The following is a 24675-nucleotide window of genomic DNA, read 5'->3' on the forward strand; positions in this document are numbered from 1 at the left end:
GCTTCGTTAGCGTCGAAGGGGTGACCTTCACCGACGCCGACAACGCGGCGCTCTACGACAGGCTCAACCCGTGGAAGGGCGCGGACGCCGACTTCTACGACCCGCTGGTCGACGAGGTTCGCGATGTTCTCGACGTCGGGTGTGGCACCGGACAGATGCTGATCTCGGCACGGGAACGCGGTCACACCGGCCGTTTCGTCGGCGTGGATCCGGACGAGCCTTCTCTCGACCGTGCCCGTGGCCGCACAGACGTCGAGTGGGTGCTCGCCAAGGCCGAGGACATGTCCTGGGAGGCCGAGTTCGACCTCGCGGTGATGTCCAGCAACGCGTTCCAGTGCTTCGTGACCGACGACGACCTGCGGAAGTCGTTGCGCGCCATCAGGTCCGCGCTCCGGCCAGGCGGCAGGTTCGCGTTCGACACGCGGTACCCGGCCGCCCGTGAGTGGGAGCAGTGGCCGCTCTCCGACTTCGAGGTCGACGATCTGACGATCGGCTACGACGTCGAGTCGGTGCAGGACGGCGTGGTCACCTTCACCGAGTCGACGTCTCGCGATGGTCGGGTGCTGCGCTGCGATCGGGCTTCGTTGCGGTTCCTGGAAGTCGAGGAGCTGAACGGGTTCCTCGCCGAGGCCGGGTTCGTGGTCGAAGGGCAGTTCGGTGACTGGAAGCGCGGCCCGGTCACCGCGCTGTCCAGGTCGATCGTCACCGTGGCTGCCACTCCGAGTTAGCTCCACAAAGGACGATGCACGGCAGTTCGCCCGGCACGTCGCCCTTGAGGAACGCGGCGAACGCGGCGGCGCCGGCCGGTTCCACGGCCAGGCGGAAGTCCGCCCAGAGCCGGTCGCGCGCGTCCAGGATGTCCACATCGGACACCAGAACCGACGAGACGTTGTGCTGCTGAAGGATTTCCAGCGCCAGGTCGCCCGCACGGGTCGCGCCCAGCGCGTCGGCGGCGATCGAGTTCACCTCGGAGTTGACCGGGGTGCCCGCCGCGAGGGCGTTGTACATCGCGCAGCAGTGCGTGGGCTCCACGGCGATGATGTGGCGGCCGCCGGACGCCAGCGCGGCGCCCGCGACGAGGCCCCCGCCACCGACGGCGATGGCGATCGTGTCCACGGAGGGCACGTCCTCGACGATTTCGGCAGTGACCGTCGACTGGCCTTCGATCACCCGCGGGTCGTTGTAGGCCTCGATGTAGGGCAGACCGAGGTCGCGGGCGGCGAGGGACGCTTCGGCGTAGGTGTTGCCGTGCCGGATCAGCTTGGCGCCCAAGGCTTCGATGCGCGAGGTCTTCGACTCGGGCGCGGTCACCGGGACGAAGACGGTGGCGTGGGCGCCGAGGAGCTGGGCGGCCTGGGCGACGGCGATGCCGTGGTTGCCACCGGACGCCGTGACCACCTCCGCGACATCTTCTGGGACGTTCAACGACAGCAGGGTGTTGACGGCGCCGCGGATCTTGAAGGAGCCGGTCAGCTGGAGGTGCTCCAGTTTGAACACGAGGGGACGGCCGTCGACTGAGGCGTGCAGAACAGGCGTGCGGCGGACGTACTGCGACAGCGTTCTCATGACACCAGTCTCCACAAGAACTGGACCAGCGTGACGATGCCGAGCAGGAAGCAGACCAGGACGAAGGTGCCGCCGACCATCACGATGAGGCAGGCGCCCCAGGAGGTCTCCTCGTGCGGGGTCGCGTCGAGCTCGTGCTGGAGCTCGATCCGGGCCTCCAGGTACAGGGAGGCCAGCCGGGTTCGGGCGGTTTCGGTGGGGGCCTCGTCGACGCGGCCCTGCCAGCAGAGAGCGACCAGACGGGCTTGGGCCTGGCGGTAGGTGCGTTCGAAGGCCTGAGTTTCGTTCGGGTCCCGTTCGTCGGAGAGGTACGTCCAGCGGCCGGCTTGATCCGGTTGGCCGAGGACGCGGTAGACCTCGGCCAGGCGTTCGCGGAGATCGAGCCGGTGCGGGTAGGTGCCGACGAGTCCGGCGACGCGCTGACGTGCGCGAAGCACGCTCGCGAGGTCGCCCCGGCGCAACTCCTCGGCCGCTTTGTGGAGCGTCAGCTCTACCGGCATGAAGATTAGTTTTGCAGGTAGGGCTAGCTTTGACCTGTGTTTGGCCTATCGCTGCTGGTCTCGGGCCTCGCCTGGTGGCTGGGGCTCTACCTGCTCGCGCGTGATCCGCGCAAGCCGCTGCTGTGGTGGGCGGGGGCGGGGCTGCTGGGCTATTCGGCGGCGGTCGTCGTGCCACATCCCGTGTTGATCGGGGTACCGGCACTGGCCTGGACGGGCGCGATCCTGTTGCTCTCGCGGCCCGAGTTGATCAGGTGGTGGTCGGTCGGGTTGCCGGTGTTCCTGGCCGCCTCGTTCTGGGTGCCGTGGATCGTGCTGCTCCCTTTGGCCGTGTCGACAGTCCTCGCCATAAGGAAACGTGCGTACTTTTCACTCGTCGGAGTGATGTTCGGGCTGTCTGCTGCCGCTTTCGTCCTGCAACTTCTGCCAGACGCGATCACGTTGCCGTCGATCGGCTTCGACCTCGTGGTGTTCGGGGTGCTGATCGCGGTCACCGACGCGGTCGAGGAGGGCGAGGCGATCCGCGCGGACATGCTGCGCTCGTTCGTGATCGCGGGCTTCACGGCCGTGCTGTTCGGGTCGCAGGTGGTGCTCTTCGGCGGCCCGCAGCTGCTCGCGTACACGACGGTCGCGGCGGCGATCGCGGTGCAGGTGCTCGCGAACCCGCTGGCCTCCGTCGTGGACCGGCTGGCCGTGCCCGCAGTCGCTGCCGAACGGGCAGAGCTGCGCGAGGCAGCGGAGTCGTTGCCGAAGCGGCGGGCGCTCGTCACCGAGGACGAAGCGGAGTTCGGGCGGCTGACGCGAAAGGCGTTGAGCCACTACGGCGATCTCGGAAAGCTCGTCGCGAGCCCGTTGATCGCGTTGACCGACGACGCTCCGCCGTTGGATCGGGCCGCGCAGCTGAAAAGCATGTTGCTGACGAGCATCCAACGGCTCAAGCCCGCAGACGGCGATTTCGGCACTTCCGACGAATGGCGTTACTACAACGCCCTGTACTTCTACTACGTCAAAGGAATCCGGCCGTATTCGGTGCGGACGAAGCGCGAGGACCTCGACGCGGAGGATCGGCGCGCGCTGCAGTGGTTCGTGACCCAGGTGCCCGAGCGGACGCTGCACAACTGGCAGAACGCGGCCGCGCGGCTGGTCGCGGCGGACCTGATGGCAGGAGTTGGCAGCGCTTGACGTGGTTCTGGCAGCGTTGAACCGGCCATCGTCGGGCCATGTTGAAATTCGCCTTGAAACTCGACGGTGTCGCTTCCTTCACGATGGGCGTGCTCGCGCTCATCATCCGCCCGGAAATCGGTCTGCCTTCTGGCTTCCTGATCGGCGTCGGGGTGTTCTTCGTGGTTTACGGGCTGGGCGTGTTCTCGTTGGGAACGCGCACGTTCCCGGACCGCCGAATGGTGCTGCTGGTCATCATCGGCAACGCGGTGTGGGGCGTCGACAGCGTTCTCACGGCCGAGCTGAAGTGGTTCCCGCTGACCGACGCCGGCGTGGGCCTCGTGCTCATGCAGGCGCTGGCGGTGTTCGTGTTCGCCGCGCTGCAGTTCGTCGGCCTCAGGCGCGCAGCGTCCGTGAGCGACCGCGGAACTCAGCCACGATCTCAGTCCCTCGCCTGACCGTGATGTCGTAGATCCCGCTGCGGCCGAACCGGGTCCGTTCCACCGCCTCCGCCACCAGCTCGTCGCCCTCGTGCACGGGTTTGATGAAGTCGATCTCGGCCGTGGCGGCGACGGTGACGGACCCGGCCCTGTTGCAGGCGCACGCGAACGCGGTGTCCGCCAGCAGGAAGACGTAGCCGCCGTGCGCGATGCCGTGGCCGTTGATCATGTTCTCGGCGACCTTCATGCGCAGCAACGCGTAGCCGTCGCGCAGCTCGACCGGCGTGATGCCGAGCGCGGTGGAGGCCTTGTCGGCGGCCAACATCTCAGCAGGACCATTCATTCCGTCACTCCAAGTACATGAGACAATGCGGATTGTGGCCAGGACGACGGTCAAGCGGGCGTACAAGTACCGCTTCTACCCGACCGAAGAGCAGGCAGCAGAGCTGTTGCGCACGTTCGGTTGTGTGCGACTGGTCTACAACATGGCCTTGGAAGCTCGTACCACCGCGTGGAACTGTGATCGGCGGCGTGTCACCTACAGCGACATGTCGTCCATGCTCACCGCTTGGAAGAAGTCGGAGGAGTTGAGGTTCCTGCGCGACGTGTCCAGCGTTCCGTTGCAGCAGGCTCTGCGACACCTGCACAACGCTTTTGAGAACTTCTTTGCCAACCGTGCACGGTATCCCCGGTTCAAGTCGCGCAAGAAGGTTCGCGCATCAGCGGAGTACACCAGATCGGCGTTCCGGTGGCGTAGTGGCCAGCTTCTGCTGGCCAAGATGACCGCGCCGTTGGCGATCGTGTGGTCCCGGCCGTTGCCTGAGGGCTCTGAACCGTCCACGGTCACTGTTAGCCGCGACGGTGCTGGACGCTGGTTCGTGTCGGTGTTGGTAGAGACCTACGTGGACCATTACGCGCCAGTTGCCTCCGCGGTGGGCGTTGATGTCGGATTGAACGCACTGGTGACGCTCTCAACGGGGGAGAAGATCGCCAATGCTCAGCACGAACAGAGGTACAGGGAACGGTTGGCAAGGGCGCACCGTGCTCTCGCCAGGAAGCAGAAGGGATCAGCCAACCGGCAGAAGACACGCCGCAAGATTGCCCGGCTGTGTGCCCGCATCGCAGACCGGCGGCGAGATTTCTTGCACAAACTCAGCACTCGGCTCGTTCGCGAGAACCAAGCGATCGTGATCGAGGACCTCAACGTGCGAGGCATGCTCGGCAACCCGTCGTTGGCCCGCGCGATCTCCGATGCCTCGTGGTCGGAGTTCCGGCGCATGGTGGAGTACAAGGCCTCGTGGTACGGCCGCGACGTGATCGTGACCGACCGGTGGTTCCCGTCGACGAAGACCTGCTCGGTGTGCGGGCGCCGGGTCGATGACATGCCGTTGAAGGTCCGGATGTGGACCTGCCCGTGCGGCGCGGTTCACGACAGGGACGTCAACGCCGCGAAGAACATCCTGGCCGCCGGGCTGGCGGTTGAAGCCTGTGGAGACGGTGTCAGACCAACCTGGCGTGAGCTGGTGAGGCAACCGTCGAGACCTCCCGACTGACGGAGAAGAAGCAGGAAACGGCTGGCGTGAGCCAGTCAGGACTCCGCTCTTGGCGGAGGACAAGCCAATCGTGGCAGCGTAATCACTCTGGCGGTGGTGTCACCCGGCGTCGGCGGCCCCCTACGGTCCGAATGCTTGATCGCTCAACATCGGAGGTGGTCGACATGGCTGGATGCTCTTGCTGCGGCGGTTGTACTGGTCCTGGCTGCGGGTGCTGCAGCAGCTGTTAAGAGGCCCGGACGAGCGGGCGAAGGCCGGCACGGGCCGGCCTTCGCCTGTCAGGTCAGCCGACGCATTCCGCGTAGGCGCCGTCCATCGCGGCTTCCTGACCCGGCTCGCAGGGCGACTCCGGGGTGAGGAAGGTGTCCGCGTTCTGCCGCAGACCCGCGTGCAACGCGTTGGTGATGCGGATCGGGTTGTCGCTCGCCAACGCGTCGTTGATCTGCTGGTTGCGGTCCGCGGTGGTGGTGCAGCTGATGAAGATCCCCGAGGTGACCTGCTTCGGCAGCCAGTAGGCCTGGAGGTCGAAGCGGCACTGCTGGATCTTCCACTGTGGACTGGCCTGCGCGGCGGGAACGACGCAGAGGCCTGCGGACAGGACGAGACAGACGACAGCGGTGGACCGGGCGAATCTGATCACTGGACTCTCCTGATGTTCGGTCAGAACGAAAAGTCCACGTCCGAACAGAGGGTCGGTGACCAGGGGCGTGCTGTTAGCGGCCCGTCGAGCATTCACCCGGTCCAGCGACGTGCGATGAGATCATGACGGTATGGGTGACGGATTGACGGCTGCCGACCTGGACGAGATCGAGCGCAGGCTGAGGCGGGCTCTCGACGTGGCGCCGCAGCCGTGGGTGGAGTTCCTCGAAACCCGAGAGGGGACGGGTGGCGGCAGCTTCGTTCGCCTGGGTGAGGATCCGGAGCTCGATCAGGAGATGTACGTGGACATTCATGTCGGGACGGACAAGTGGTCGTCTCCCGACTCCCGGCTTGACGAGGTCGTCGACTTCATCGGACACGCTCCCGGGGATGTGCGGCGGCTCCTCCAGGAGGTGCGACGGCTTCGAGATGAGCCGGCGTGACGCCGGCTCATCTCCCGCCGTCGAGCCATAAGCTGGCTCGTGCGGCTGTCAGCCCGTGTAGGTCTTGAACATGTTGGTGAACTCCCAGTTGGACTGCGAGATTCCACTGCACGTGGGCGAAACCCCGCCGCCCGCGCACGAACCGTTGTCGCGACCGGCCGACCAGAACGCGATCCGCCCGACGTGGTTGGCCTTGGCGTAGTCGACGACCTTGCGCGCATCGGCCTGAGTCGTCGTCATACCGGTGTCGTTGCGTCCGATCATCGGCGTCAAACCCAGCAAGGCCTTCAGTTGCGCGTCGGACTTCGACGGCCAGATAGCGCGCATCTGTCCGAGAGTCGCGTTCGAGGCCGCGACCATCGCGTCGCCCCAGTTGCCCGTGTAGCCGAAGTTCATCAGCATCGGGTTCACCAGCACGGTGACGCCCTTGGCGGCCGCGTCCTTCAGCACGTCGACCGAGTACGGGTCCATGCCGTAGTCCTGGCCCTGGATGCGCATCGTGTAGCTGACGGTGGTGCCGCGGGTGTCCTGCAGGCGCTTGAGGGCCGTGTTGACGATCGCCTGCGGGATGGTGGCTTCCACATCGACGTCGATGCTGTTGGAGCCCACCGCGTCCAACGTCGCCACGTAGGCGTTGTAGAGGGCGTCGGCGGTCGAGCAGACGTGCTCCAGGTACGGGCCCATCGCGCCGCCGGTCGCCACGATCACGCTGCCGCCACGCGCCTTCAACGCGTTGACGTCGTTGATGATCCGGCTGTCGTTCAACGGAACCGTGCCGCCCCAGGCAGGTGAGCAGCCGGACGACGAACCGAGGGCGAACGCCAGCGTGAAGACCTTCTGGCCCGTCGCGTTGGCCACGTCGACCAGCGACGGCGAGGGCATCGTGATGTCGATGTACGGCGCGACCTTCGCGCTGCCGGGGATCGGCGGCACGTCGGACGTCGTGGTGGTGGAAGGCGGTGCCGTGGTGGTGGAGGTCGGGGTGGTCCCGCCGCCGCACGGGACGCCGTTGAGCTTGCAGTTCGTCGGCAATGCGGAACCGCTCACCAGGAAGCCGAAGCTCGTCGAGGCACCGGCCCCGACGTTGCCGTTGTACTCGCGGTTGGTGAACGTGTGGTGGGTGCCGCTGCTGGTCAGCGTGGCGTCCCAGTAGGAGCCCATGGTGGCTCCGGCTAGGTCGAACTCGAGCTTCCAGCCGGCGAGCGCGGTAGTGCCCGCGGTGATCGTGTACTTGCCCTGGTAGCCGGAGCCCCAGGCCGAGTCCTGGGTGAAGGCGGCGGACTCGCCGGCTGCGGAGGCGGGAGCGATGGCGACGAGTCCGGCCACCAGAGCGGTGGCGGCCCCGGCGGCGAAAAGGGCGAAGCGAGGCATCAGGGGGTGTCCTTCCCGGCAGGGTGGAAGGGCGCGGGCGGGAACGCGGGGCGCGACGCGTTCCCACCCACGTACAGGGAGGTACTCGCACAGAGCACCTGCTCAATCACGGTAAGTGGCCTAGACCACCTCGTCAATGGGTCTAGACCTTTCTTGTTCGGCAGACAGTGGAACAATTCAGCGGGTGCGTGGAGCCACTGGAATCGGATCGCTGCCCGGAACCGACATCGACGAGGCGGCGAGGGTCGTCGTCGGCGAGCTGCCGGAGCTGCCGCACGTGCCGGAGCTGCCTGCGCGGGGAGTCGGCGCGGACATGATCGGCCGCACCGCCGGCCTGCTCGTCGATCTCGCGATCGAGGTCATCACGTCCGGCTACCGCGTGAACCCGCGCCCCGGCCGGGACCACCGGCGCGCTGTCGATCTGCTGCGGGGCGACCTGGACGCGTTCGACGAGGCGTTGGAACGGGCGGGTGCCCAGCCGGAGACGGTCAAGGTGCAGGCCGCGGGGCCGTGGACGTTGATGTCGAACATCGAGCTGATGCGCGGCCATCGGGTGTTGACGGATCGCGGCGCGGTCAAGGAGTTCTCCGAGTCGCTCGCCGAGGGGCTCAAGCTGCACGCCGCCGAGGTCGCCAAGCGCACCAAGGCGAAGGTCGTCGTGCAGCTGGACGAACCGGGTCTGCCGGCCGTGCTCGCAGGGCTGTTGCCGACGCCGTCCAAGCTCGGCACCGTGCCCGCCGTGCCCGAACCGGACGCGCGTGCGGTGCTCGCGACCGTGATCGACGCGCTGAAGGACCACGAGGTGCTGGTCCACTGCTGCGCGCCGCAGCCGCCGTTGACGCTGCTGAGGGAAGCGGGCGCGCAAGCGATTGCGTTCGACACGACGCTGATCAAGGGTGCAGAGGCGCTCGACGAGATCGGCGAGACCTGGGAAGCCGGTACGACGCTGGCGCTGGGTCTGGTGCCGAGCACCGATCCCGGCGTGCCGGTGACGTTGAAGGAAGTCGGTCAGAGGGCCTTCACCCTGGTCGACCGGCTGGGCTTCCCGCGCTCGATCCTCGCGGAGAAGGCGCTGCCCACTCCGACGTGCGGTCTAGCGGGGGCGACGGCCGGTTGGGTCAAGCGTTCGCTGTCGCTGTCTCGTGATCTCGCCTCGGCCTTTTTGGAACCGCCCGAGGGCTGGTGATGTCCGGTTTGGGCGGCTAGTCTGCTGCGAACTATTAGGAAACTTTCTTAACCGAAGGCCATCCGTCGAGGCCTGGACCGGGAGTTCCCCTCATGCGCATCAGACGTGCGGCTCTCGTCGCCGCAGTGCTCTCAGGTGTGGTCGTGGCGCCTGCTCAGGCCCAGGCCGCCCCCACCGGACAGATCAGGCTGGACCAGATCGGTTTCGGCACCGCTGAGGCGAAGCACGCGTACGTGCTCGGCGGCGCCGCGAACACCAAGTTCACCGTTGTCGACAGTCGCGGCAGGACCGTGCTGACCGGGAAGACGGGCGCCTCGACGGGTTCGTGGAGCGACAAGTTCCCCTCGGTGGCGCCGATCGACTTCTCCGCTTTGAAGACCGCGGGCACGTACCGGATCAAGGTCGGTTCGGCGACCTCGACGGCGTTCAAGGTCGACTCGCTGAACAAGCTGTTCCAGCCGGTCGCCAACAGCACCGTCGAGTTCTTCCAGGCTCAGCGGGACGGCGCTTCGGTCATCCCGGGGCGGCTCGACCGCAAGCCCGCGCACCTCACCGACCGCAACGCGATGGTCTACGAGGAGCCGGTGTTCAAGGGCGAGGGCGGCGACGAGATCGCGGCGCCGTTGAAGCCGACCGGCAAGAAGGTCGACCTCGAGGGCGGCTGGTTCGACGCGGGTGACTTCGTGAAGTTCACGCACGCGTCGTCGTACTCCACGGCGTCGATGCTGCTGGCGTTGCGCAACAAGCACAACGAGGCGCTGTACCAAGAGGCCAAGTTCGGCCTGAAGTGGCTCGACAAGGCGTACGACGAGAAGACCGGCGTGCTCTACGCGCAGGTCGGCATCGGCACGGGCTCCGAGGAGTTCGGGTTCGTCGGCGACCACGACGTGTGGCGCCTGCCGGAGGCGGACGACAAGCTCGACGTGAAGCAGGGCGACAGCCAGTACTACATCAAGTACCGGCCCGTTTTCGCCGCCAACAAGGCCGGCGAGAAGATCAGCCCGAACCTGGTCGGCCGCGTCGCCGGTTCGTTCGCACTCGCCGCGCAGATCGAGGCGAGCCGGAACCCGCGCCTCGCGTGCGAGTACCTGAACAAGGCCGCCAAGCTGTTCGCGCTGGCCAAGACGGAGAACCCCGGCGAGCTCGTGACGGCGTTCCCGCACGCCTACTACCCCGAGGGCTCCTGGACCGACGACATGGAGTTCGGCGCGACCCAGCTGGCCCTGGCCGCGAAGGCGTTGAACGACAAGCGCTACAACCAGTTCGCGAAGGCCGCCGCCCACTGGGCCAAGGAGTTCCTGGCCACGGCTGACCCGGACACGTTGAACGTCTACAACATCTCCGCGCTCGGTCACGCGGACCTCGCCCCGTTGCTGAAGAAGGGCGTCTCCGGCGCCGAGGTGACCGAGGCGCAGGTCGTCGGCGACATCAAGCGTCAGCTGCAGCAGGGTGCGACCGCGGCGCAGTCCTCGCCGTTCCGCACCGCCGCCAACGTCGAGACCTGGGACGTCGGCTCGCGGACGTTCGGCTTCATCACGACGGCCGCGCTGTACCAGAAGCTGACGGGCTCGAAGGAGTACCAGACGTTCGGCACGCAGCAGCGCGGCTTCGCTCTCGGCACCAACGCCTGGGGCACCTCGCTGATCGTCGGTGTCGGCGCGAAGTTCCCGGAGTGCCCGCACCACCAGGCCGCGAACCTGTCGGGCTCGATCAACGGTGGTGCCAAGGTGCTGGTCGGCGCGGTGATCAACGGCCCGAACGACGCGACTCTCTTCGAGGACCTCGGTGAGATGCCGGAGGGTTCCGTGGCGTGCACCAAGCCGTACACCAAGGAGTTCGACTCGGCGAAGTCCGTGTTCGCCGACGACCTGAGGTCGTGGCCGAGCTCCGAGCCCGCGATCGACTTCACGGCGACGGGCGTGCTCGGCTTCTCGCTGATCGCCAACGGCTGAGTGGCGCCGGCGCGGGCCCGGGTGTCCAATTCGGACTTGTGCTCAGGCTCGCGCTGGTCTTCCTGCTGGTGTTCACCGGTTCCGCGCACGCGCTCCCGCTGAACGCCGCCTGCCGAGTTCCCGGCGTGCACGACCCGGACGTGATCCGGGCAGTGCACGCCGTTGGTGTTTCCACGCGCGTGAGCGACAAGGTGATGCTCGCCGGCTTCGAGGCCGGCTGGGTCGAGTCGCACATGAACAACCTGGACTGCGGTGACGCGGACTCGCTCGGCGTGTTCCAGCAGCGGCCGTCGATGGGGTGGGGCACGCCTGAACAGATCATGGACGTGTCCTATGCGGCACGTCGGTTCTTCGAACTTGCCGTGAAGATGGACCGGCCGGATCTCACGCCGGGGCTGCTCGCCGACGCGGTGCAGCGGTCCTGTTGCCCGGAGCGCTACGACGCGGCGGTGGATCGGGCCTCGTTCATGCTTCGCCAGGCGTGGCAGGGCGGGCCCGAGGTGGTGGCCGGTGTCGTGCACGTGGTGGAGGACGGCGATGTCTGGGCCGATGGCACGCGGTTGAGCACGTCGCATGACTTCGTCGGACGTCCTTCGGTGGCAGGGCGGTTCGTGTACGCGCGGACGGCTCGCGGTGAGGTGCGGGTGCTGGCCGACGGGGTGTGGCAGCCGGTGGCTTCGGGTGTGGCGGGTGATCCCGAGGCGGTGTTGCGTCCTGATGGGACGGTCGCCCTGTACGCCGTGCTGGCCGATGGCAGCGTCCTCGGGTCGGGTGCTCCTGGGCACGCCGTCGGCAAGCCTTCAGCGGTCGTGCGCCCGGACGGGTCGATCGCCCTCTACGCCAGGTCCGGTGCCGCGCTCGTGCTCCACGAAGCCGGTGCCTGGCGCGAGGTCGCGACAGGCCTCGACAGTTCACCCGAGGCCGTGCTCCGTCCTGATGGGACGGTCGGTCTGTACACCCTGATCGGCGGCCGCCCGCACCGCCTCGGCAACGGCTGGGAACCGTTGGGCGACAGCCGTTTCATCGACACCGTGTCCGCCGAGCCCGACGGCACGGTCTACGCCCGCAAGGCCGACGGCAAGGTGGTCAAAGTCGGTTGAACGGCTCCGCGTACCGGAACGGCCCGGCAGGCACCTCACCGAACAGGCGCGCCTGGAAGTGCGGCGCCCACGAGGGGTCCGGCGGCGTGATCCCGAACTCTGCGGCGAGCCGGAACCCGTACCGCGAGTAGTAGTCCGGGCTGCCGAGCAGGATCACGGCCTGCTCACCACGAGCTTCCGCGGCGCCCAGCAGCGCGTGCATCAGAGCCTTGCCGACACCGGCTCGCTGGTGGTCCGGGTGCACGCTGACCGGCCCGATCCCGAGCGCGGGGAAGTCGTCACCGATGTACCCGCGAGTGCCCACGACGTGCCCGATCACACCATCCGCGACCAGGGAGAACTCCGGGATCCACCCGACGTCCGCCCGCAACCAGTCGACCAGCGGAGCTTCCGGGCCGTTCTTGAACGCGAGGTTCGTGACGTCGCGGATGGCGTCGATGTCTGCGGGCGTCTCCCGCCGGATCAGCATGACCCCGCACTGTGGCCAACGACGTCGGCGAGCGCCACTCAGTTTTCGACGCCATAATCCGCTGCGTGGTCGTGAGACAGACCGTGATGGTGTGCGTACTGGCCGTGCTCGCTTACGGCCTCGTGTGGTGGTTGTTCACCAGCGACGACGAACCGTCACCGAAAACAGCCGAATCCCTGTTCCTCACGGACTACTCGAAGGCCGAGAAGGGCAGCTGCGTCAGGTTCAACGGGCCCGGCGAGAACGATCTGGGCCTGACGGTCATCGACTGCGGGAACGAGAAGGCAGCGCTCAGGGTCGGGACGGTCCTGTCCAGCACCAGCGGCGAGTGCCCGCGCGGCGACTACAAGATCCTCCGCGACACCAGGCACAACGCGGCGCTGTGCCTGCTGCCCAACGCCGCGCAGGGCGACTGCTTCGAGCTGGACACCGAGGACCTCCAACGGTCCGTCGTGTCCAAGTTCGACTGCGCGGCACCGCGGGTGAACGTGCAGGTCGTGAAGATCGCCGAAGAAAGTTGCCCCGAAGAGGCCGAACTCGGTGTTCCCTATGAGGAGATGACGCTCTGCCTGAGGAGGGTGCGTTGATCGTCTTCGAGGGACCCGCGGAGTTCGACGCGTGGTTGCACGAGAACGGAGCCAGCGAGACCGAGCTGTGGATGAAGTACGCCAAGAAGGGCAAGGGGATCAAGACGATCACCTACGACGAGGCGCTCGACGTCGCGTTGTGCCACGGGTGGATCGACGGGCTCGTGCGGTCGATCGACGAGACCTACTACTCGCAGCGGTGGACGCCTCGCAAGGCGCGCAGCAGGTGGTCCAAGCGCAACTGCGGCAAGGTCGAGGAGCTGATCGCGGCCGGGAAGATGCTGCCGGCAGGACTCGCCGAGATCGAGAAGGCCAAGGCGGACGGACGCTGGGACGCGGCCTACGCGGGTCCCGCCACGATCGAGGTGCCCGACGACCTGATCGCGGCGCTCAAGGCCAACAAGAAGGCGCAACAGGCGTTCGAGGGCCTGAACAGCCAGAACCGGTACGCGATCCTGCTGCGGATCCACGACGCGAAGCGCCAGGAGACGAGGCAACGCCGCATCGCCCAGTTCGTCGAAATGCTGGCAGAAGGACGCAAGCTCTACGCTTGAGCGAATGAAGTGGTTCCGCCGCAAAGCCGAAGACGTCGCCCCCACCCATCTGCCGAACGCCGAGGAAGCCGCCCAACGCTTCTGGGAGCGGTGGTTCGAGCTCGTGCCGGTGGTGAGCGCGGCGCTCGGCGACGGCGAGCCGCACCGCGTCGAGGACGAGCTGGACGCACTGGTCAAGAGCCTGCACCCGGACCTGATGTTCTCGCTGGAGCAGGGTCACCTGGCCATGTACGCGCTGGTGATCACCGGCCAGGAGGACCCGCGGCTGCGCCCGTACACCGACGCGTGGATCAAGGCGGCGCCCCCGACCGACATGGTGTGGGAGTTCCACGACTCGGTGCCGCCGGTGCCGGACCCGACCGAGGTGATCATCAACCTCGGCGAGACCAGGATGCGGCTCGGCGACTACCGCGTGGTGGCCCAGGTAGACGGTGACGTCGTCGACGTCGCGGTCTACCACCCCGCGCTCGCGGACCTGTCCGAGCAGCAGCGGCAGACGATGACGTTCCTGCCGCTGGACGTCACGCTGGGCGAACGCCTGGCGGGGGAGCGGCTGCGGCGCGTGGAGACCGCGCAGCTGGAGCCGGAGGGCACGATCAGCCTGCTGGAGCTGCGTTCGCTCGTCCGGACACTCGCCCAGGACGAGTGAACGCGCCGCCGAGGAACCCGGCAGCCGCACCGGCCAGCGGCCCCAGCAGGAGTCCGAGCTGGTACCTGATGGCCGCGTCGCCCACGCTCATCTGGAGCTCGAACGTCGTGCCGTGGGGTGCGGACGGGTCCGGGTTCGCCCACTCCAGGTCGACCTGACCCGGGAACAGCACCATCGTGGTGATCGTCAGCGCGGCGAGCAGCAGCGCCGCGGTGCCGCCCGCGCACAGACCGGCGATGGCGCCCTGTCTGCCGCCCAGGACTCCCGCTGTCAGCAGCGCGGCGGGTGCCAGCACGGCCAGCACGAACGCGTGTGAGGTGTTCCCGAACGGCATGAACGCGTAGACGGCCAACGCCAGTGCGAGGCCGCATCCGGTGCCGACGGCGAGGGTCCTGGGTTCGACGGCCATCCGCTGTGACGTCAGCACGAGCGTGCCCACCGCGTACCCGCCGATCAGCAGGACCATGAGCATGGCGCCGACTGCCGCGCCGTCGCGCATCTCGGCTTCCCAGGCGGCCTGGTTGAACGCGGTGAAGTGGTCGAAGCGGCTGTCGGCGAACCGCGAGAGCCCGGTCAGCGCCGCCAGCAGCGCGTAGATCGAGACGTACCCGGCCGCGCGGACGATCCGTGCTGTGCGGTTCGGAGCGACCGGTCGCAGCACCCACGGCAGGACCGTCAGCTGGAGCACCAGCACGATCATCGCCGCGCGCGTGAAGGGCACGGCGGGGTTCGCGGACCCGGCGTGCCAGCCGAGCCACACCAGCACCGAACCGGCCCCGAGGGACAACAGCGAGTAGCCGACACCGCGTATCACATCGGAGTTCTCGCGCTACCAGGTCGTCTCGTTACTACGCTGTCCGGCGTGACCAGCGAGAGCCTTGAAGACGTCCCCGCCGAGGTGCGCGAGCGCCATGCCGTGCTCGCGGAACAGGTGCGCTCGCACCAGTTCCGCTACTACGTGCTGGACGACCCGATCGTCACCGACGGTGAGTTCGACGCGCTGCTCAAGGAACTCGAGGCGCTGGAGGCCGAGCATCCGGGTCTGGCCACACCGGACTCGCCGACGCAGCTCGTCGGCGGCACGTTCTCGACCGAGTTCAAGGCGGTCGACCACCTGGAGCGCATGCTCAGCCTGGACAACGTCTTCGCGCAGGACGAGCTGACGGCGTGGTTCGAACGCGTGCAGAAGGACATCGGCGAGGGCACGCACTTCCTGTGCGAGCTGAAGATCGACGGCCTCGCGATCAACCTGCTGTACGAGAAGGGCAAGCTGACGCGCGCGTTGACCCGCGGAGACGGGCGGACGGGTGAGGACGTCACGCTGAACGTCCGGACGATCGCGGACGTGCCGGTGACGCTGAAGGGTTCTTCCGAGTACCCGGTGCCGGATCTGGTCGAGGTGCGCGGCGAGGTGTTCTTCGCGGTCGAGGACTTCCTGGCGCTGAACGCCTCGCTGGTCGAGCAGGGCAAGCCGCCGTTCGCGAACCCGCGCAACACGGCCGCGGGTTCGTTGCGGCAGAAGGACCCGAAGGTCACCGCGTCGCGCAAGCTGCGGATGATCTGCCACGGCATCGGCAAGACCGCGGGTTTCGAGGTCGCCCGCCAGTCGCTCGCGTACGAGGCTCTGAAGTCGTGGGGCCTGCCGACGTCGGAGCACACCAAGGTGCTCACCGATCCGGCGGCGATCCGCGAGCACGTCGAGTTCTGGGGCGAGCACCGGCACGACGCGATCCACGAGATCGACGGCGTGGTCATCAAGGTCGACGAGGTGTCGTTGCAACGGCGCCTGGGCACGACGTCGCGCGCGCCGCGGTGGGCCATCGCGTACAAGTACCCGCCGGAGGAAGCCACCACGACGTTGCTGGACATCCAGGTCCAGGTCGGCCGCACGGGCCGCGTCACGCCGTTCGCGGTGATGGAACCGGTGAAGGTGGCGGGGTCGACGGTCGCGCGCGCCACGCTGCACAACGGTTCCGAGGTGAAGCGCAAGGGCGTGCTGATCGGCGACCGCATCGTGATTCGCAAGGCCGGCGACGTGATTCCCGAGGTGCTCGGCCCGGTGCTGGCCGCGCGCCCGGCCGACGCGCGCGAGTTCGAGATGCCGACCCGGTGTCCCGAGTGCAACTCGGTGCTGCGTCCGATGAAGGAGGGCGACGTCGACATCCGCTGCCCGAACGCGGAGACGTGCCCCGGCCAGCTGCGCGAACGCCTGGCGTACCTGGCTTCCCGTGCCGCGCTGGACATCGAGGTGCTGGGCTACGAGGCGGCCGCGGCGATCACCGAGTCCACTGTGTACACGAACGAGGCGGACCTGTTCGACCTCGACGCCGACGACCTGCGGCTGATCGAGCGCTTCACGACGAAGAACGGCGAGCTGTCCGCGAACGCGCTGAAGCTGATCGACAACCTCTCCGCCGCCAAGGAACGTCCTCTGTGGAGGGTGCTGGTCGCGTTGTCGATCCGGCACGTCGGCCCCACCGCCGCCCGCGCGCTGGCGCTCCAGTTCGGCTCGATGGACGCGATCCTGGAGGCCGAGGAAGAGGTGCTGGCGAGCGCCGAAGGCGTTGGTCCGACCATCGCGACGGCGGTCGTGGAGTGGCGGGAAACCGAGTGGCGCCAAGGCGTCGTGGAGCGCTGGCGGGCCGCGGGCGTGCGGATGGAGGACGAGCGCGACGCGTCCATCACGCGCAACCTCGAAGGCCTGTCCATCGTGGTCACGGGCTCGCTGACGGAGTTCTCCCGCGACAGCGCCAAGGAGTCCATCCTGGCGCGCGGCGGCAAGGCGGCCGGTTCGGTGTCGAAGAAAACCGCTTTCGTGGTCGTCGGCGACTCGCCAGGATCCAAGTACGACAAGGCCATCTCCCTGAAGGTCCCGGTTCTCGACGAGGCGGGCTTCCGCGTCCTGCTGGACCAGGGCCCGGACGCGGCCAGGGAGGTGGCCGTCATCGGGGAAGAGGGCGCAGATGGCTGACCTGCTCATCCGCCCGGCGACGGAAGCCGACCTGCCCGCCGTCGGTGCGATCACGGTCGAGGCGTACCGGGTCGACGGCTACGTCGGCGAGCACGACGACTACGCGACGACGTTGGCGGACTCGGCGTCCCGGTTCCGCGACGCCGAGATCCTCGTGGCCGTGGACAGCGTTTCCGGCGAGGTTCTCGGTTCCGTGACGGTGGTGCACCCCGCCACGCCCTACGCCGAGATCGCGCGGCCGGACGAGCTGGAGTTCCGGATGCTCTCGGTGGCCGCTGCCGCGCGCGGCCGGGGCGTCGGTGAGGCGCTAGTGCGGGCGGTGATCGGCAGGGCTCGCGCGGAGGGCATCGGCCAGATCGTGCTGTCGTCGTCGGAGAAGATGGTGGCGGCGCACCGGTTGTACGAGCGGCTGGGCTTCACGCGCCTGCCGGACCGCGACTGGGCGCTGTTTCCGGGCATCAAGCTGGTGGTGTACGCGTACGGCCTGCCGCTCTAGACGCAACCGCGCCAAGTGCAGGGCGTCCACCGGACAGCTGCGAATGGGGGTTCGCGAATGAGACCGATCGCTGTCCTGCTGATGTCCGTGCTGTTGCTGGCCACCTGCTCCGGCGGCAGGACCGGTGCCCGTGATCCGCGCACCGCCGTCGACACCTACCTGGCGGCGATGAACGACAACGACGAGGTCGCGCTCAAGAGCGTCGTCAGCGAGTTCCAGCGGGACCTGGTGAGGTCGCACCTGAACGAGCGGGGAGGCCGAGCGCTCGCGGTCGAGTCCGTCGTCATCACCCAGGACTTCGGGCCGAAGTTCGCGTTCGTCCACGTCCTGGGCACGTACGCCGACAGTTTCCGCTACGACGAGCGGATCGTGGTGTCGCTGAGGGACGGGCGCTGGTATCTCGGCATCCCCGGCCCGATCCCCGCGCGGCCTGGTGACAGGCCGACCAGCGCGGTGACGCCACCAGTCAGGTCAGGAGAGCGATGACATGATCCGCGCCCGCAGCTTGAGATCGCCGGCGGCCTGGTCGTACAGCAGGTCGCGCAGGACCTCCGCGGGCAGGGCTCTCAGCACGTCGCGCAGCTCGACGTCCTCGGCGTCCGGCGGTGGCACGGTCTCGCCCCGGTCCAGCAACACCAGGCCGACCGCGACGCAGTGCTTGCAGAAGAAGCCCTCCGACCCGTGCGGGCAGCTGCACTCGCCCACCAGGTGCGTGCCCGACCACGACAGCTCCACCGCGTACGCCGCCTCGTCGCTGCCCCGCACCCGCGCCGCCACGTGCCGGCTGTGCACCCGCAGGGACAGCACGGAGTCGCGGTAGGTCAGGCCGCGCCAGTACGACTTGGTGCCCGCGCGGTGCAGCAGCAGCTCGGTGGTGAGGCTCGTCGACACGGACGTCATCCAACCGGGTGACCCCGCAAGAAACCAACGGAAGGGTCAACATGATCGCGATCGGCCCGCTGACGCCCGCGGACCGCGAGAGGTGGCAGGAGCTGTTCGAGGGCTACAACACCTTCTACGAACGCACGCTGCCAGCGGAAACCTACGACGAGAAGTGGCGCGAGCTCTCGAACGACCAGACCATCCACGCCCTGTGTGCCCGTGACGGTGACACCGTCGTCGGCATCACGCACTTCTTCCGGCACCCCAGCACGTCGGGCCCGGACGTCTGCTACCTGCAGGACCTCTTCACCGCCCCCGAGGCGCGCGGCCGCGGTGTCGGCCGCGCGCTCATCGAGGCGGTGGCGGAGTGGGCGAAGCAGCGCGACTGCTGCCGCGTCTACTGGCACACCAGCGAGTGGAACGAGACCGCTCGCAGGCTCTACGACCAGGTCGCGGAGAAGACGCCGTTCGTGCACTACCGGATCACGCTCTAACGAGCGGTGGACTCCAGGTCCAGCAACGTCACGGCGGCGCGGAAGTACTTGTTGGTGCCCAGATCGCGGACGGTCTTGATGTTGAACGCGGCCTTCAGCTTCTCCGCGTCGCCGGGGCTCACGCCCTGCAGCGCGTCGACAGGGGCGTCCAGGATGTCGGTGAGCGGGAGGTTCTCGTAAGCCTTGTCGAGGAGCATGTCGAGGTTCACGGTGACAGCCATGATCTTCTTACCTCCAGAAGGTGGGGCGATCACGGCCGATTCTGGTGGTAGATCAGGACGCCCGCAGAACGGAGCTCAGCGCTTGCGCCGCATCACCGCGACGACGATCACGGCCGCCACCGCGATCACCCCGGCCACGCCGAGGACCAGATCGCCGATCGCCACACCGGACTGAGCGAGCACGAGGGCCAGTCGCATCTCCTCAAACTAGCTGTTGGAGCAACGCGAGGACCACGTTTGTGTGGGACCGTATGACGTGTGCTGCAAGCCTGTTTGAACGGCTCCCGCACAGCCGAGGAGCACCTGGCCCTGCCGCTGACCCCCGAGCGTCTCGCCGAGGACGCCGCCGACGTCGCCGCGCTCGGTGTCACGAGCGTGCACCTGCACCCGAGGGACGTCATCGGCGCACCGACGCTCGTCGGCCCTGAGGTGGCCACGACGATCGCCACGGTCCGCGCCGCCGTGCCGGGCATCGAGATCAGCGTGTCGACGAACGTGCCCGGCAACCGCGCGACGCTCATCGCGAGCTGGGGCCCGCTGGCCGCCGGGCGTCCGGACGTCGCGAGCGTCCACGTCGCCGAACCCGGCTGGCGCGACCTGGCCCAGGCGTTGCACCAGGTCAACGTCGGTGTCGAGCTCGTCGTCGAGGTTCCTGACGTGCTGACGGAACTGCCGAAGGGCACCACGCGGATCACGGTCACCGCGACCCCGGACAACGCGGAAACCCTGCTGCGGCAGGTGGAACCGCTCGGCCTGCCGATCCTGCTGCACGGCAGGAACTCCGACGCCTGGCCCGTCTTCACCTACGCGGCGACGCTCGAACACCACGTGCGGATGGGCCTGGAAGACACCCTGCACATGCCGGACGGTCGCAAAGCCAAGAACAACGCCGAGCTCATCGCGATGGCGCGCAGAAACCAGAAGTCCAAAGCTCCCAGCTAGTCGGGGAGAACGACCGCCACGATCCCGGCCAGGTGCGCCAGCCGAGCCACCTCGGCGGCACGGAACATCGGCCCGCCGGGACGGCCGACGACGAGCACCCGATCGGGCTTGCCCAACGGCGTCGCCGCCAGCTCGGTGCCGAGCTCGCGCCACGTCTCCGGCACCCACTCGTCCTCGCCGTCGAGCACGGTCGCGCGCTCCAGCGGGAACCACGGCGCGGAGGCCATCCGCGTCTCGGGCGCGGCGGAGGACGAGGTCAGCCGGTTGATCCCGGTGCCCTCGGGGCCGACCACGACGGCCCAGCCCGCCCGGATGATCTTCGGGACGCCCTCGGTGAAGACCTCCAGGCCCTTGTGCGGCTCGTCGGCGACCTCCTCCACGAGCTCCAGCTCGCGATGGGTGTCGAGAATGCCCGCGTAGGGCCTGACCGCGTCCACCTCGACACCTTCGACGGACTCCGCCGCGGTGATCAACGTGTCGGGCAGGCGGCCGGACGGCAGTTCCACCACGAGGTCGTCGATGGCGACGCCGGAACCGCGTTCCACGACGTCCACGCTGAGTATGTCCGCCCCGATCTCGCCCAAAGCCGTTGCGACCGCGCCGAGGGTGCCGGGACGGTCCGGGAGCTGGACCCGGATCAGGAACGACAAGGTGAACGCCTCCATAGCTCGTGCGCGAGACCCCGCGTCTCGCGCCGTTGCCGGTCGGTGATTCTCGCAGACGCATCGTCAACGCATGACCTGCTGTCCGCGTTGCGGAACGGTTAAGTTGACGTGCCGGTCAACAGTAGACGCGGTAACCGGTTCGAAGGCACACCTGACCAGCCCATAGACTCACGGGGTTCCCGATTCGAATCCCGACCCTACGGGGGTTGACAGGAGTGCCCAGCATCTCCCGCGACGAGGTCGCGCACCTGGCGAAGCTCGCCAGGCTGGCTGTTACCGAGGACGAGCTCGACTTGTTCGCCGGCCAGCTCGACGTGATCCTCCAGTCGGTGGCGACCGTGGGCGACATCGCCACGGCAGACATCCCGCCGACGTCGCACGCCGTTCCGCTGACCAACGTCTTCCGCGAGGACGTGGTCCGTCCGAGCCTCGGTCAGCAGCAGGCGCTCTCAGGCGCTCCTGAAGCCGAGGACGGCCGGTTCCGCGTGCCCCGCATCCTGGGTGAGGAAGCATGACCAACGACCTGATCCACGCCACCGCGGCCGAGCTCGCCGCGAAGATCCACAGCGGTGAGGTCTCGTCCGTCGAGGTCACGCAGGCTCACCTCGACCGCATCGCCGCGACCGACGAGCGCGTCAACGCGTTCCTGCACGTCGACACCGAGGGCGCGCTCGCGCAGGCCCGCAAGGTCGACGAGGCCGTGAAGGCCGGCGAGCAGGTCGGCCCGCTCGCCGGTGTGCCGTTGGCGCTCAAGGACGTCATGACCACCGAGGGGGTGCCGACCACGGTCGGTTCCAAGATCCTCGAGGGCTGGCTGCCGCCCTACGACGCGACGGTGACGCGCAAGCTCAAGGAAGCCGGCATCGTCATCCTCGGCAAGACGAACATGGACGAGTTCGCCATGGGTTCGTCGACCGAGAACTCGGCGTACGGCCCCACGCACAACCCGTGGGACCTGGAGCGCATCCCCGGCGGCTCCGGCGGCGGCTCGTCCGCGTCGCTGGCCGCTTTCCAGGCGCCGCTCGCGATCGGCACCGACACCGGTGGCTCGATCCGCCAGCCCGGCGCGGTCACCGGCACCGTCGGCGTGAAGCCCACCTACGGCGGCGTTTCCCGCTACGGCCTCGTCGCGTTCTCCAGCTCTTTGGACCAGGCCGGTCCGTGTGCGCGCACGGTGCTCGACGCCGCGTTGCTGCACGAGGTCATCGCGGGCTACGACCACATGGACTCCACGTCCATCAACGCCCCGGTGCCGCCCGTGGTCGCCGCTGCCCGCGAGGGTCTGTCCGGCGACCTGTCCGGCCTGCGCATCGGTGTCGTCACGCAGTTCAGCGGTGACGGCTACCAGCAGGGCGTGCTGCGCAGCTTCGAGGCCGCCGTGTCGCAGCTCAAGGAGCTCGGCGCGGAGATCGCGGACGTGTCGTGCCCGAGCTTCGACTACGCGCTGCCCGCCTACTACCTCATCGCGCCGAGCGAGTGCTCGTCGAACCTCGCCCGGTTCGACGCCATGCGCTACGGCCTGCGCGTCGGCGACGACGGCACGCGCAGCACCGAGGAGGTCATGTCGCTGACCCGCGAGGCCGGCTTCGGCCCCGAGGTCAAGCGCCGCATCATGATCGGCACGTACGCGCTGTCGTCCGGCTACTACGACGCGTACTACGGCTCGGCCCAGAAGGTCCGCACGCTGATCACGCAGGACTTCGCGAAGGCGTTCGAGAACTTCGACGTGCTCATCTCCCCGACGACGCCGACCACGGCGTTCAAGATCGGTGAGCGCGCGAACGACCCGATGGCCATGTACAAGGCGGACCTCTGCACGATTCCCGCGAACCTGGCGGGAACTCCGGCGATGAGCGTCCCGAGTGGTCTGTCCGATGAGGACGGTCTGCCGGTCGGCCTGCAGATCATGGCTCCGGCGCTGCAGGACCACCGCATGTACCGCGTCGCCGCCGCCTACGAGGCCGCGCGTGGTGCGTTCGGAGGTCCGTCGCTGTGACCCCCAGGAAGATCAAGGGACTGCTGGGTCTCGCGGGTGCGATCGCGGGTGCCGTGGCGGCCGCGCGTGGCGTGAAGAGCGCTCGTGAGGACAAGGACAAGCTGGCCCTGGCGAACGCGATCGCCAGCATCGCCGTGGCGATCACCGGTGCGGCGCTGGCCGTTCGCGGTCTGCGGAAGGACGAGTTGGCATGACCTCTCTGGTTGAGCTGATGGACTACGACGAGGTCATCGAGAAGTACGACCCCGTCCTCGGTCTGGAAGTGCACGTCGAGCTGCACACCAACACGAAGATGTTCTGCGGCTGCGCCAACATCTTCGGCGGCGAGCCGAACACGCACACCTGCCCGACGTGCCTCGGTCTGCCGGGCTCGCTGCCGGTGGTGAACGGCAAGGCCGTCGAGTCCGCGATCCGCATCGGCCTCGCGCTGAACTGCGAGATCGCCGACTGGTGCCGGTTCGCGCGGAAGAACTACTTCTACCCGGACATGCCGAAGAACTTCCAGACGTCGCAGTACGACGAGCCGATCGCCTTCAACGGCTGGCTCGACGTGACGCTGGACGACGGCGAGGTCATCCGCGTCGAGATCGAGCGCGCGCACATGGAGGAGGACACCGGTAAGTCGCTGCACGTCGGTGGCGCCACCGGTCGCATCCACGGTGCCGAGCACTCGCTGCTCGACTACAACCGCGCGGGCGTGCCGCTGATCGAGATCGTCACGAAGATGATCCCGGGCACCAAGGAGCGCGCTCCCGAGGTGGCCCGCGCGTACGTCACGGCGTTGCGCGACCTGCTGAAGGCGCTCGACGTGTCCGACGTCCGCATGGACCAGGGTTCGCTGCGCTGCGACGCGAACGTGTCGCTGTCGCCGAAGACCACCGGCGCGCTGGGCACCCGCACCGAGACCAAGAACGTCAACTCGCTGCGCAGCGTCGAACGCGCTGTCCGCTTCGAGATGACGCGTCAGGCCGCGGTGCTGGAGTCGGGCGGTTCCGTGACCCAGGAGACGCGTCACTTCGACGAGTCGTCGGGGTCGACGTCGTCCGGCCGCAAGAAGGAGACGGCGGAGGACTACCGCTACTTCCCGGAGCCGGACCTGGTCCCGATCGCGCCGTCGCGCGAGTGGGTCGAGGAGCTCCGCGGCACCCTGCCCGAGCTGCCCTGGGAGCGCCGCGCGCGCATCCAGAAGGACTGGAACCTCACCGACGAGGTCCTGCGCGACCTGGTCAACGCCAACGCGCTCGACGTCATCATCGCGACCGTCGAGGCGGGCGCGAAGCCGGACGAGGCCCGCTCCTGGTGGGTGTCGTACCTGGCGCAGCAGGCCAACACCCGCGGCGTCGAGCTGACCGACCTCCCGATCACGCCCGCGCAGGTCGCGCGCGTGATCGAGCTGGTGAACTCGGGCGCGCTGACCAACAAGCTCGCCCGCGAGGCCGTCAACGGCGTGCTCGAAGGCGAGGGTTCGCCGGACGAGGTCGTCGAGAAGCGCGGCCTCAAGGTCGTCTCGGACGAGTCGGCGCTGGAGAAGGCGGTCGACGAGGCTCTCGCGGCCCAGCCGGACGTCGCCCAGAAGATTCGCGACGGCAAGATCCAGGCGGCCGGTGCGATCGTCGGCGCGGTCATGAAGGCCACGAAGGGACAGGCCGACGCGGCCCGCGTTCGCGAGATCGTGCTCGCACGCTGCTCGTAGATACACATTCGCTGCAAAAATCACAAAGGGTCACCTGTTTGTGCAGGTGACCCTTTGTGATCTTAGGCCGACCGAGTGGCTGTTAGCTAAATGAGACGTATACCTGTAGCCGTGTGTGCGACTCTTCCGTACGCACCCATCTGGGGGG

Annotated in this window: 31 protein-coding genes; 20 read left to right on the top strand and 11 right to left on the bottom strand. The window is 68.0% G+C overall.

The annotated features are described in order from the left end of the window. Positions 1-20: 20 nt before the first annotated feature. Entirely contained in the window at positions 21-728 is a 708-nt protein-coding gene (locus AB0M24_RS29220) for a class I SAM-dependent methyltransferase (protein WP_363774786.1), read from the top strand. Here AB0M24_RS29220 and AB0M24_RS29225 read toward each other — a convergent pair. Continuing rightward, positions 703-1566, bottom strand: coding sequence for a serine/threonine dehydratase (locus AB0M24_RS29225; RefSeq protein ID WP_363774789.1), 864 nt, complete (start codon positions 1564-1566; stop codon positions 703-705). The genes AB0M24_RS29220 and AB0M24_RS29225 overlap by 26 nt on opposite strands. Further along, positions 1563-2066: a DUF6584 family protein gene (locus AB0M24_RS29230; RefSeq protein ID WP_363774792.1), complete on the bottom strand. Its 504-nt coding sequence runs from the start codon at positions 2064-2066 to the stop codon at positions 1563-1565. Before AB0M24_RS29230 ends, AB0M24_RS29225 begins: the two co-directional genes overlap by 4 nt. A 36-nt stretch (positions 2067-2102) precedes the next feature. On the opposite strand from AB0M24_RS29230, the gene AB0M24_RS29235 reads away from it, so the two are divergent. Then, on the top strand, positions 2103-3245 hold the full coding sequence (locus AB0M24_RS29235; RefSeq protein WP_363774795.1) for a hypothetical protein: 1143 nt from the start codon (positions 2103-2105) through the stop codon (positions 3243-3245). Positions 3246-3283: 38 nt separating this feature from the next. Then, positions 3284-3682 (top strand): hypothetical protein, encoded by a 399-nt coding sequence (locus AB0M24_RS29240; RefSeq protein ID WP_363774798.1) that lies wholly within the window; start codon positions 3284-3286, stop codon positions 3680-3682. Here the strand turns inward: AB0M24_RS29240 and paaI are convergent. Continuing rightward, positions 3621-3989 carry a hydroxyphenylacetyl-CoA thioesterase PaaI gene (gene paaI / locus AB0M24_RS29245; protein WP_363774801.1) on the bottom strand — a complete coding sequence of 123 codons (369 nt, stop codon included), beginning with the start codon at positions 3987-3989 and terminating at the stop codon, positions 3621-3623. The genes AB0M24_RS29240 and paaI overlap by 62 nt on opposite strands. Between paaI and AB0M24_RS29250 the strand changes: the two genes are divergently transcribed. Then, entirely contained in the window at positions 3973-5217 is a 1245-nt protein-coding gene (locus AB0M24_RS29250; RefSeq protein ID WP_363774804.1) for an RNA-guided endonuclease TnpB family protein, read from the top strand. The two genes, paaI and AB0M24_RS29250, sit on opposite strands and share 17 nt — an antisense overlap. A gap of 283 nt (positions 5218-5500) precedes the next feature. On the opposite strand, the gene AB0M24_RS29255 is transcribed toward AB0M24_RS29250, so the two are convergent. Continuing rightward, complete coding sequence (locus AB0M24_RS29255; RefSeq protein ID WP_363774807.1) at positions 5501-5857, bottom strand: hypothetical protein; 357 nt, start codon at positions 5855-5857, stop codon at positions 5501-5503. A gap of 130 nt (positions 5858-5987) precedes the next feature. Between AB0M24_RS29255 and AB0M24_RS29260 the strand changes: the two genes are divergently transcribed. Next, entirely contained in the window at positions 5988-6299 is a 312-nt protein-coding gene (locus AB0M24_RS29260) for a hypothetical protein (RefSeq protein WP_363774810.1), read from the top strand. Between the two features lie 48 nt (positions 6300-6347). On the opposite strand, the gene AB0M24_RS29265 is transcribed toward AB0M24_RS29260, so the two are convergent. Continuing rightward, positions 6348-7670 carry a cellulose binding domain-containing protein gene (locus AB0M24_RS29265; RefSeq protein ID WP_363774813.1) on the bottom strand — a complete coding sequence of 441 codons (1323 nt, stop codon included), beginning with the start codon at positions 7668-7670 and terminating at the stop codon, positions 6348-6350. Positions 7671-7854: 184 nt separating this feature from the next. Between AB0M24_RS29265 and AB0M24_RS29270 the strand changes: the two genes are divergently transcribed. The 3 genes from AB0M24_RS29270 to AB0M24_RS29280 all read left to right on the top strand — a co-directional run bounded on the left by AB0M24_RS29270 (position 7855) and on the right by AB0M24_RS29280 (position 11908). Continuing rightward, positions 7855-8856 carry a methionine synthase gene (locus AB0M24_RS29270; protein WP_363774816.1) on the top strand — a complete coding sequence of 334 codons (1002 nt, stop codon included), beginning with the start codon at positions 7855-7857 and terminating at the stop codon, positions 8854-8856. Between the two features lie 92 nt (positions 8857-8948). After that, on the top strand, positions 8949-10808 hold the full coding sequence (locus AB0M24_RS29275; RefSeq protein WP_363774819.1) for a glycoside hydrolase family 9 protein: 1860 nt from the start codon (positions 8949-8951) through the stop codon (positions 10806-10808). A 38-nt stretch (positions 10809-10846) separates the two neighbouring features. Continuing rightward, the gene (locus tag AB0M24_RS29280) at positions 10847-11908 is read left to right on the top strand and encodes a hypothetical protein (RefSeq protein ID WP_363774822.1); all 1062 of its coding nucleotides are present in this window, start codon (positions 10847-10849) and stop codon (positions 11906-11908) included. On the opposite strand, the gene AB0M24_RS29285 is transcribed toward AB0M24_RS29280, so the two are convergent. Next, positions 11895-12377 carry an N-acetyltransferase gene (locus tag AB0M24_RS29285; protein ID WP_363774825.1) on the bottom strand — a complete coding sequence of 161 codons (483 nt, stop codon included), beginning with the start codon at positions 12375-12377 and terminating at the stop codon, positions 11895-11897. The genes AB0M24_RS29280 and AB0M24_RS29285 overlap by 14 nt on opposite strands. A 65-nt stretch (positions 12378-12442) precedes the next feature. Here AB0M24_RS29285 and AB0M24_RS29290 point away from each other — a divergent pair, with 65 nt between their 5' ends. The 3 genes from AB0M24_RS29290 to AB0M24_RS29300 are packed head-to-tail and all read left to right on the top strand — an operon-like array spanning position 12443 to position 14167. Next, positions 12443-12964 (top strand): hypothetical protein, encoded by a 522-nt coding sequence (locus AB0M24_RS29290; RefSeq protein WP_363774828.1) that lies wholly within the window; start codon positions 12443-12445, stop codon positions 12962-12964. After that, a complete protein-coding gene (locus tag AB0M24_RS29295; RefSeq protein ID WP_363774831.1) occupies positions 12961-13518 on the top strand; it encodes a YdeI/OmpD-associated family protein in 558 nt (185 codons plus the stop codon). Before AB0M24_RS29290 ends, AB0M24_RS29295 begins: the two co-directional genes overlap by 4 nt. 4 nt (positions 13519-13522) lie before the next feature. Continuing rightward, on the top strand, positions 13523-14167 hold the full coding sequence (locus tag AB0M24_RS29300) for a hypothetical protein (protein WP_363774833.1): 645 nt from the start codon (positions 13523-13525) through the stop codon (positions 14165-14167). On the opposite strand, the gene AB0M24_RS29305 is transcribed toward AB0M24_RS29300, so the two are convergent. After that, on the bottom strand, positions 14115-14981 hold the full coding sequence (locus AB0M24_RS29305) for a hypothetical protein (RefSeq protein WP_363774836.1): 867 nt from the start codon (positions 14979-14981) through the stop codon (positions 14115-14117). The two genes, AB0M24_RS29300 and AB0M24_RS29305, sit on opposite strands and share 53 nt — an antisense overlap. Before the next feature lie 48 nt (positions 14982-15029). Between AB0M24_RS29305 and ligA the strand changes: the two genes are divergently transcribed. Genes ligA through AB0M24_RS29320 form a run of 3 tightly spaced genes read left to right on the top strand, consistent with a single transcriptional unit; the run spans position 15030 to position 18120 of the window. Next, positions 15030-17138 (top strand): NAD-dependent DNA ligase LigA, encoded by a 2109-nt coding sequence (gene ligA / locus AB0M24_RS29310; RefSeq protein ID WP_363774838.1) that lies wholly within the window; start codon positions 15030-15032, stop codon positions 17136-17138. After that, complete coding sequence (locus tag AB0M24_RS29315; RefSeq protein ID WP_363774840.1) at positions 17131-17634, top strand: N-acetyltransferase; 504 nt, start codon at positions 17131-17133, stop codon at positions 17632-17634. Before ligA ends, AB0M24_RS29315 begins: the two co-directional genes overlap by 8 nt. Before the next feature lie 57 nt (positions 17635-17691). Beyond that, positions 17692-18120, top strand: coding sequence for a hypothetical protein (locus AB0M24_RS29320; RefSeq protein WP_363774842.1), 429 nt, complete (start codon positions 17692-17694; stop codon positions 18118-18120). Here AB0M24_RS29320 and AB0M24_RS29325 read toward each other — a convergent pair. After that, positions 18106-18525 carry a hypothetical protein gene (locus AB0M24_RS29325; RefSeq protein ID WP_363774845.1) on the bottom strand — a complete coding sequence of 140 codons (420 nt, stop codon included), beginning with the start codon at positions 18523-18525 and terminating at the stop codon, positions 18106-18108. The genes AB0M24_RS29320 and AB0M24_RS29325 overlap by 15 nt on opposite strands. 50 nt (positions 18526-18575) lie before the next feature. On the opposite strand from AB0M24_RS29325, the gene AB0M24_RS29330 reads away from it, so the two are divergent. Next, positions 18576-19010: a GNAT family N-acetyltransferase gene (locus tag AB0M24_RS29330; RefSeq protein WP_363774848.1), complete on the top strand. Its 435-nt coding sequence runs from the start codon at positions 18576-18578 to the stop codon at positions 19008-19010. Here AB0M24_RS29330 and AB0M24_RS29335 read toward each other — a convergent pair. Both AB0M24_RS29335 and AB0M24_RS29340 read right to left on the bottom strand, forming a co-directional pair. After that, positions 19007-19231 carry a hypothetical protein gene (locus AB0M24_RS29335; RefSeq protein ID WP_363774850.1) on the bottom strand — a complete coding sequence of 75 codons (225 nt, stop codon included), beginning with the start codon at positions 19229-19231 and terminating at the stop codon, positions 19007-19009. The genes AB0M24_RS29330 and AB0M24_RS29335 overlap by 4 nt on opposite strands. A 75-nt stretch (positions 19232-19306) precedes the next feature. Next, entirely contained in the window at positions 19307-19429 is a 123-nt protein-coding gene (locus AB0M24_RS29340) for a hypothetical protein (RefSeq protein ID WP_363774853.1), read from the bottom strand. A gap of 60 nt (positions 19430-19489) precedes the next feature. Here AB0M24_RS29340 and AB0M24_RS29345 point away from each other — a divergent pair, with 60 nt between their 5' ends. Continuing rightward, on the top strand, positions 19490-20173 hold the full coding sequence (locus tag AB0M24_RS29345; RefSeq protein ID WP_363774856.1) for a 3-keto-5-aminohexanoate cleavage protein: 684 nt from the start codon (positions 19490-19492) through the stop codon (positions 20171-20173). Here AB0M24_RS29345 and AB0M24_RS29350 read toward each other — a convergent pair. Continuing rightward, positions 20170-20823 carry an ACT domain-containing protein gene (locus AB0M24_RS29350; RefSeq protein ID WP_363775081.1) on the bottom strand — a complete coding sequence of 218 codons (654 nt, stop codon included), beginning with the start codon at positions 20821-20823 and terminating at the stop codon, positions 20170-20172. The two genes, AB0M24_RS29345 and AB0M24_RS29350, sit on opposite strands and share 4 nt — an antisense overlap. A 230-nt stretch (positions 20824-21053) precedes the next feature. Between AB0M24_RS29350 and gatC the strand changes: the two genes are divergently transcribed. Genes gatC through gatB form a run of 4 tightly spaced genes read left to right on the top strand, consistent with a single transcriptional unit; the run spans position 21054 to position 24527 of the window. Then, a complete protein-coding gene (gatC, locus tag AB0M24_RS29355; protein ID WP_086660690.1) occupies positions 21054-21353 on the top strand; it encodes an Asp-tRNA(Asn)/Glu-tRNA(Gln) amidotransferase subunit GatC in 300 nt (99 codons plus the stop codon). Then, positions 21350-22834, top strand: coding sequence for an Asp-tRNA(Asn)/Glu-tRNA(Gln) amidotransferase subunit GatA (gene gatA / locus AB0M24_RS29360; RefSeq protein WP_363774860.1), 1485 nt, complete (start codon positions 21350-21352; stop codon positions 22832-22834). The genes gatC and gatA overlap by 4 nt, the downstream gene beginning before the upstream one ends. Continuing rightward, positions 22831-23028 (top strand): hypothetical protein, encoded by a 198-nt coding sequence (locus tag AB0M24_RS29365; RefSeq protein ID WP_363774863.1) that lies wholly within the window; start codon positions 22831-22833, stop codon positions 23026-23028. Before gatA ends, AB0M24_RS29365 begins: the two co-directional genes overlap by 4 nt. Then, positions 23025-24527, top strand: a complete 1503-nt coding sequence (gene gatB / locus AB0M24_RS29370) for an Asp-tRNA(Asn)/Glu-tRNA(Gln) amidotransferase subunit GatB (RefSeq protein ID WP_363774866.1) — start codon at positions 23025-23027, stop codon at positions 24525-24527. Before AB0M24_RS29365 ends, gatB begins: the two co-directional genes overlap by 4 nt. Positions 24528-24675: the final 148 nt, after the last annotated feature.

The organism is Lentzea sp. NPDC051838, assembly GCF_040681245.1.
Lineage (GTDB): Bacteria > Actinomycetota > Actinomycetes > Mycobacteriales > Pseudonocardiaceae > Lentzea.

Bases quoted from the DNA above. Each gene is read 5' to 3' on its own strand.
- AB0M24_RS29225 (WP_363774789.1), bottom strand. From the start codon at position 1,566: ATGAGAACGCTGTCGCAGTACGTCCGCCGCACGCCTGTTCTGCACGCC.
- AB0M24_RS29230 (WP_363774792.1), bottom strand. From the start codon at position 2,066: ATGCCGGTAGAGCTGACGCTCCACAAAGCGGCCGAGGAGTTGCGCCGG.
- AB0M24_RS29240 (WP_363774798.1), top strand. From the start codon at position 3,284: ATGTTGAAATTCGCCTTGAAACTCGACGGTGTCGCTTCCTTCACGATG.
- paaI (WP_363774801.1), bottom strand. From the start codon at position 3,989: ATGTTGGCCGCCGACAAGGCCTCCACCGCGCTCGGCATCACGCCGGTC.
- AB0M24_RS29260 (WP_363774810.1), top strand. From the start codon at position 5,988: ATGGGTGACGGATTGACGGCTGCCGACCTGGACGAGATCGAGCGCAGG.
- AB0M24_RS29265 (WP_363774813.1), bottom strand. From the start codon at position 7,670: ATGCCTCGCTTCGCCCTTTTCGCCGCCGGGGCCGCCACCGCTCTGGTG.
- AB0M24_RS29275 (WP_363774819.1), top strand. From the start codon at position 8,949: ATGCGCATCAGACGTGCGGCTCTCGTCGCCGCAGTGCTCTCAGGTGTG.
- AB0M24_RS29285 (WP_363774825.1), bottom strand. From the start codon at position 12,377: ATGCTGATCCGGCGGGAGACGCCCGCAGACATCGACGCCATCCGCGAC.
- AB0M24_RS29300 (WP_363774833.1), top strand. From the start codon at position 13,523: ATGAAGTGGTTCCGCCGCAAAGCCGAAGACGTCGCCCCCACCCATCTG.
- AB0M24_RS29315 (WP_363774840.1), top strand. From the start codon at position 17,131: ATGGCTGACCTGCTCATCCGCCCGGCGACGGAAGCCGACCTGCCCGCC.
- AB0M24_RS29320 (WP_363774842.1), top strand. From the start codon at position 17,692: ATGAGACCGATCGCTGTCCTGCTGATGTCCGTGCTGTTGCTGGCCACC.
- AB0M24_RS29330 (WP_363774848.1), top strand. From the start codon at position 18,576: ATGATCGCGATCGGCCCGCTGACGCCCGCGGACCGCGAGAGGTGGCAG.
- AB0M24_RS29335 (WP_363774850.1), bottom strand. From the start codon at position 19,231: ATGGCTGTCACCGTGAACCTCGACATGCTCCTCGACAAGGCTTACGAG.
- AB0M24_RS29340 (WP_363774853.1), bottom strand. From the start codon at position 19,429: ATGCGACTGGCCCTCGTGCTCGCTCAGTCCGGTGTGGCGATCGGCGAT.
- gatA (WP_363774860.1), top strand. From the start codon at position 21,350: ATGACCAACGACCTGATCCACGCCACCGCGGCCGAGCTCGCCGCGAAG.
- gatB (WP_363774866.1), top strand. From the start codon at position 23,025: ATGACCTCTCTGGTTGAGCTGATGGACTACGACGAGGTCATCGAGAAG.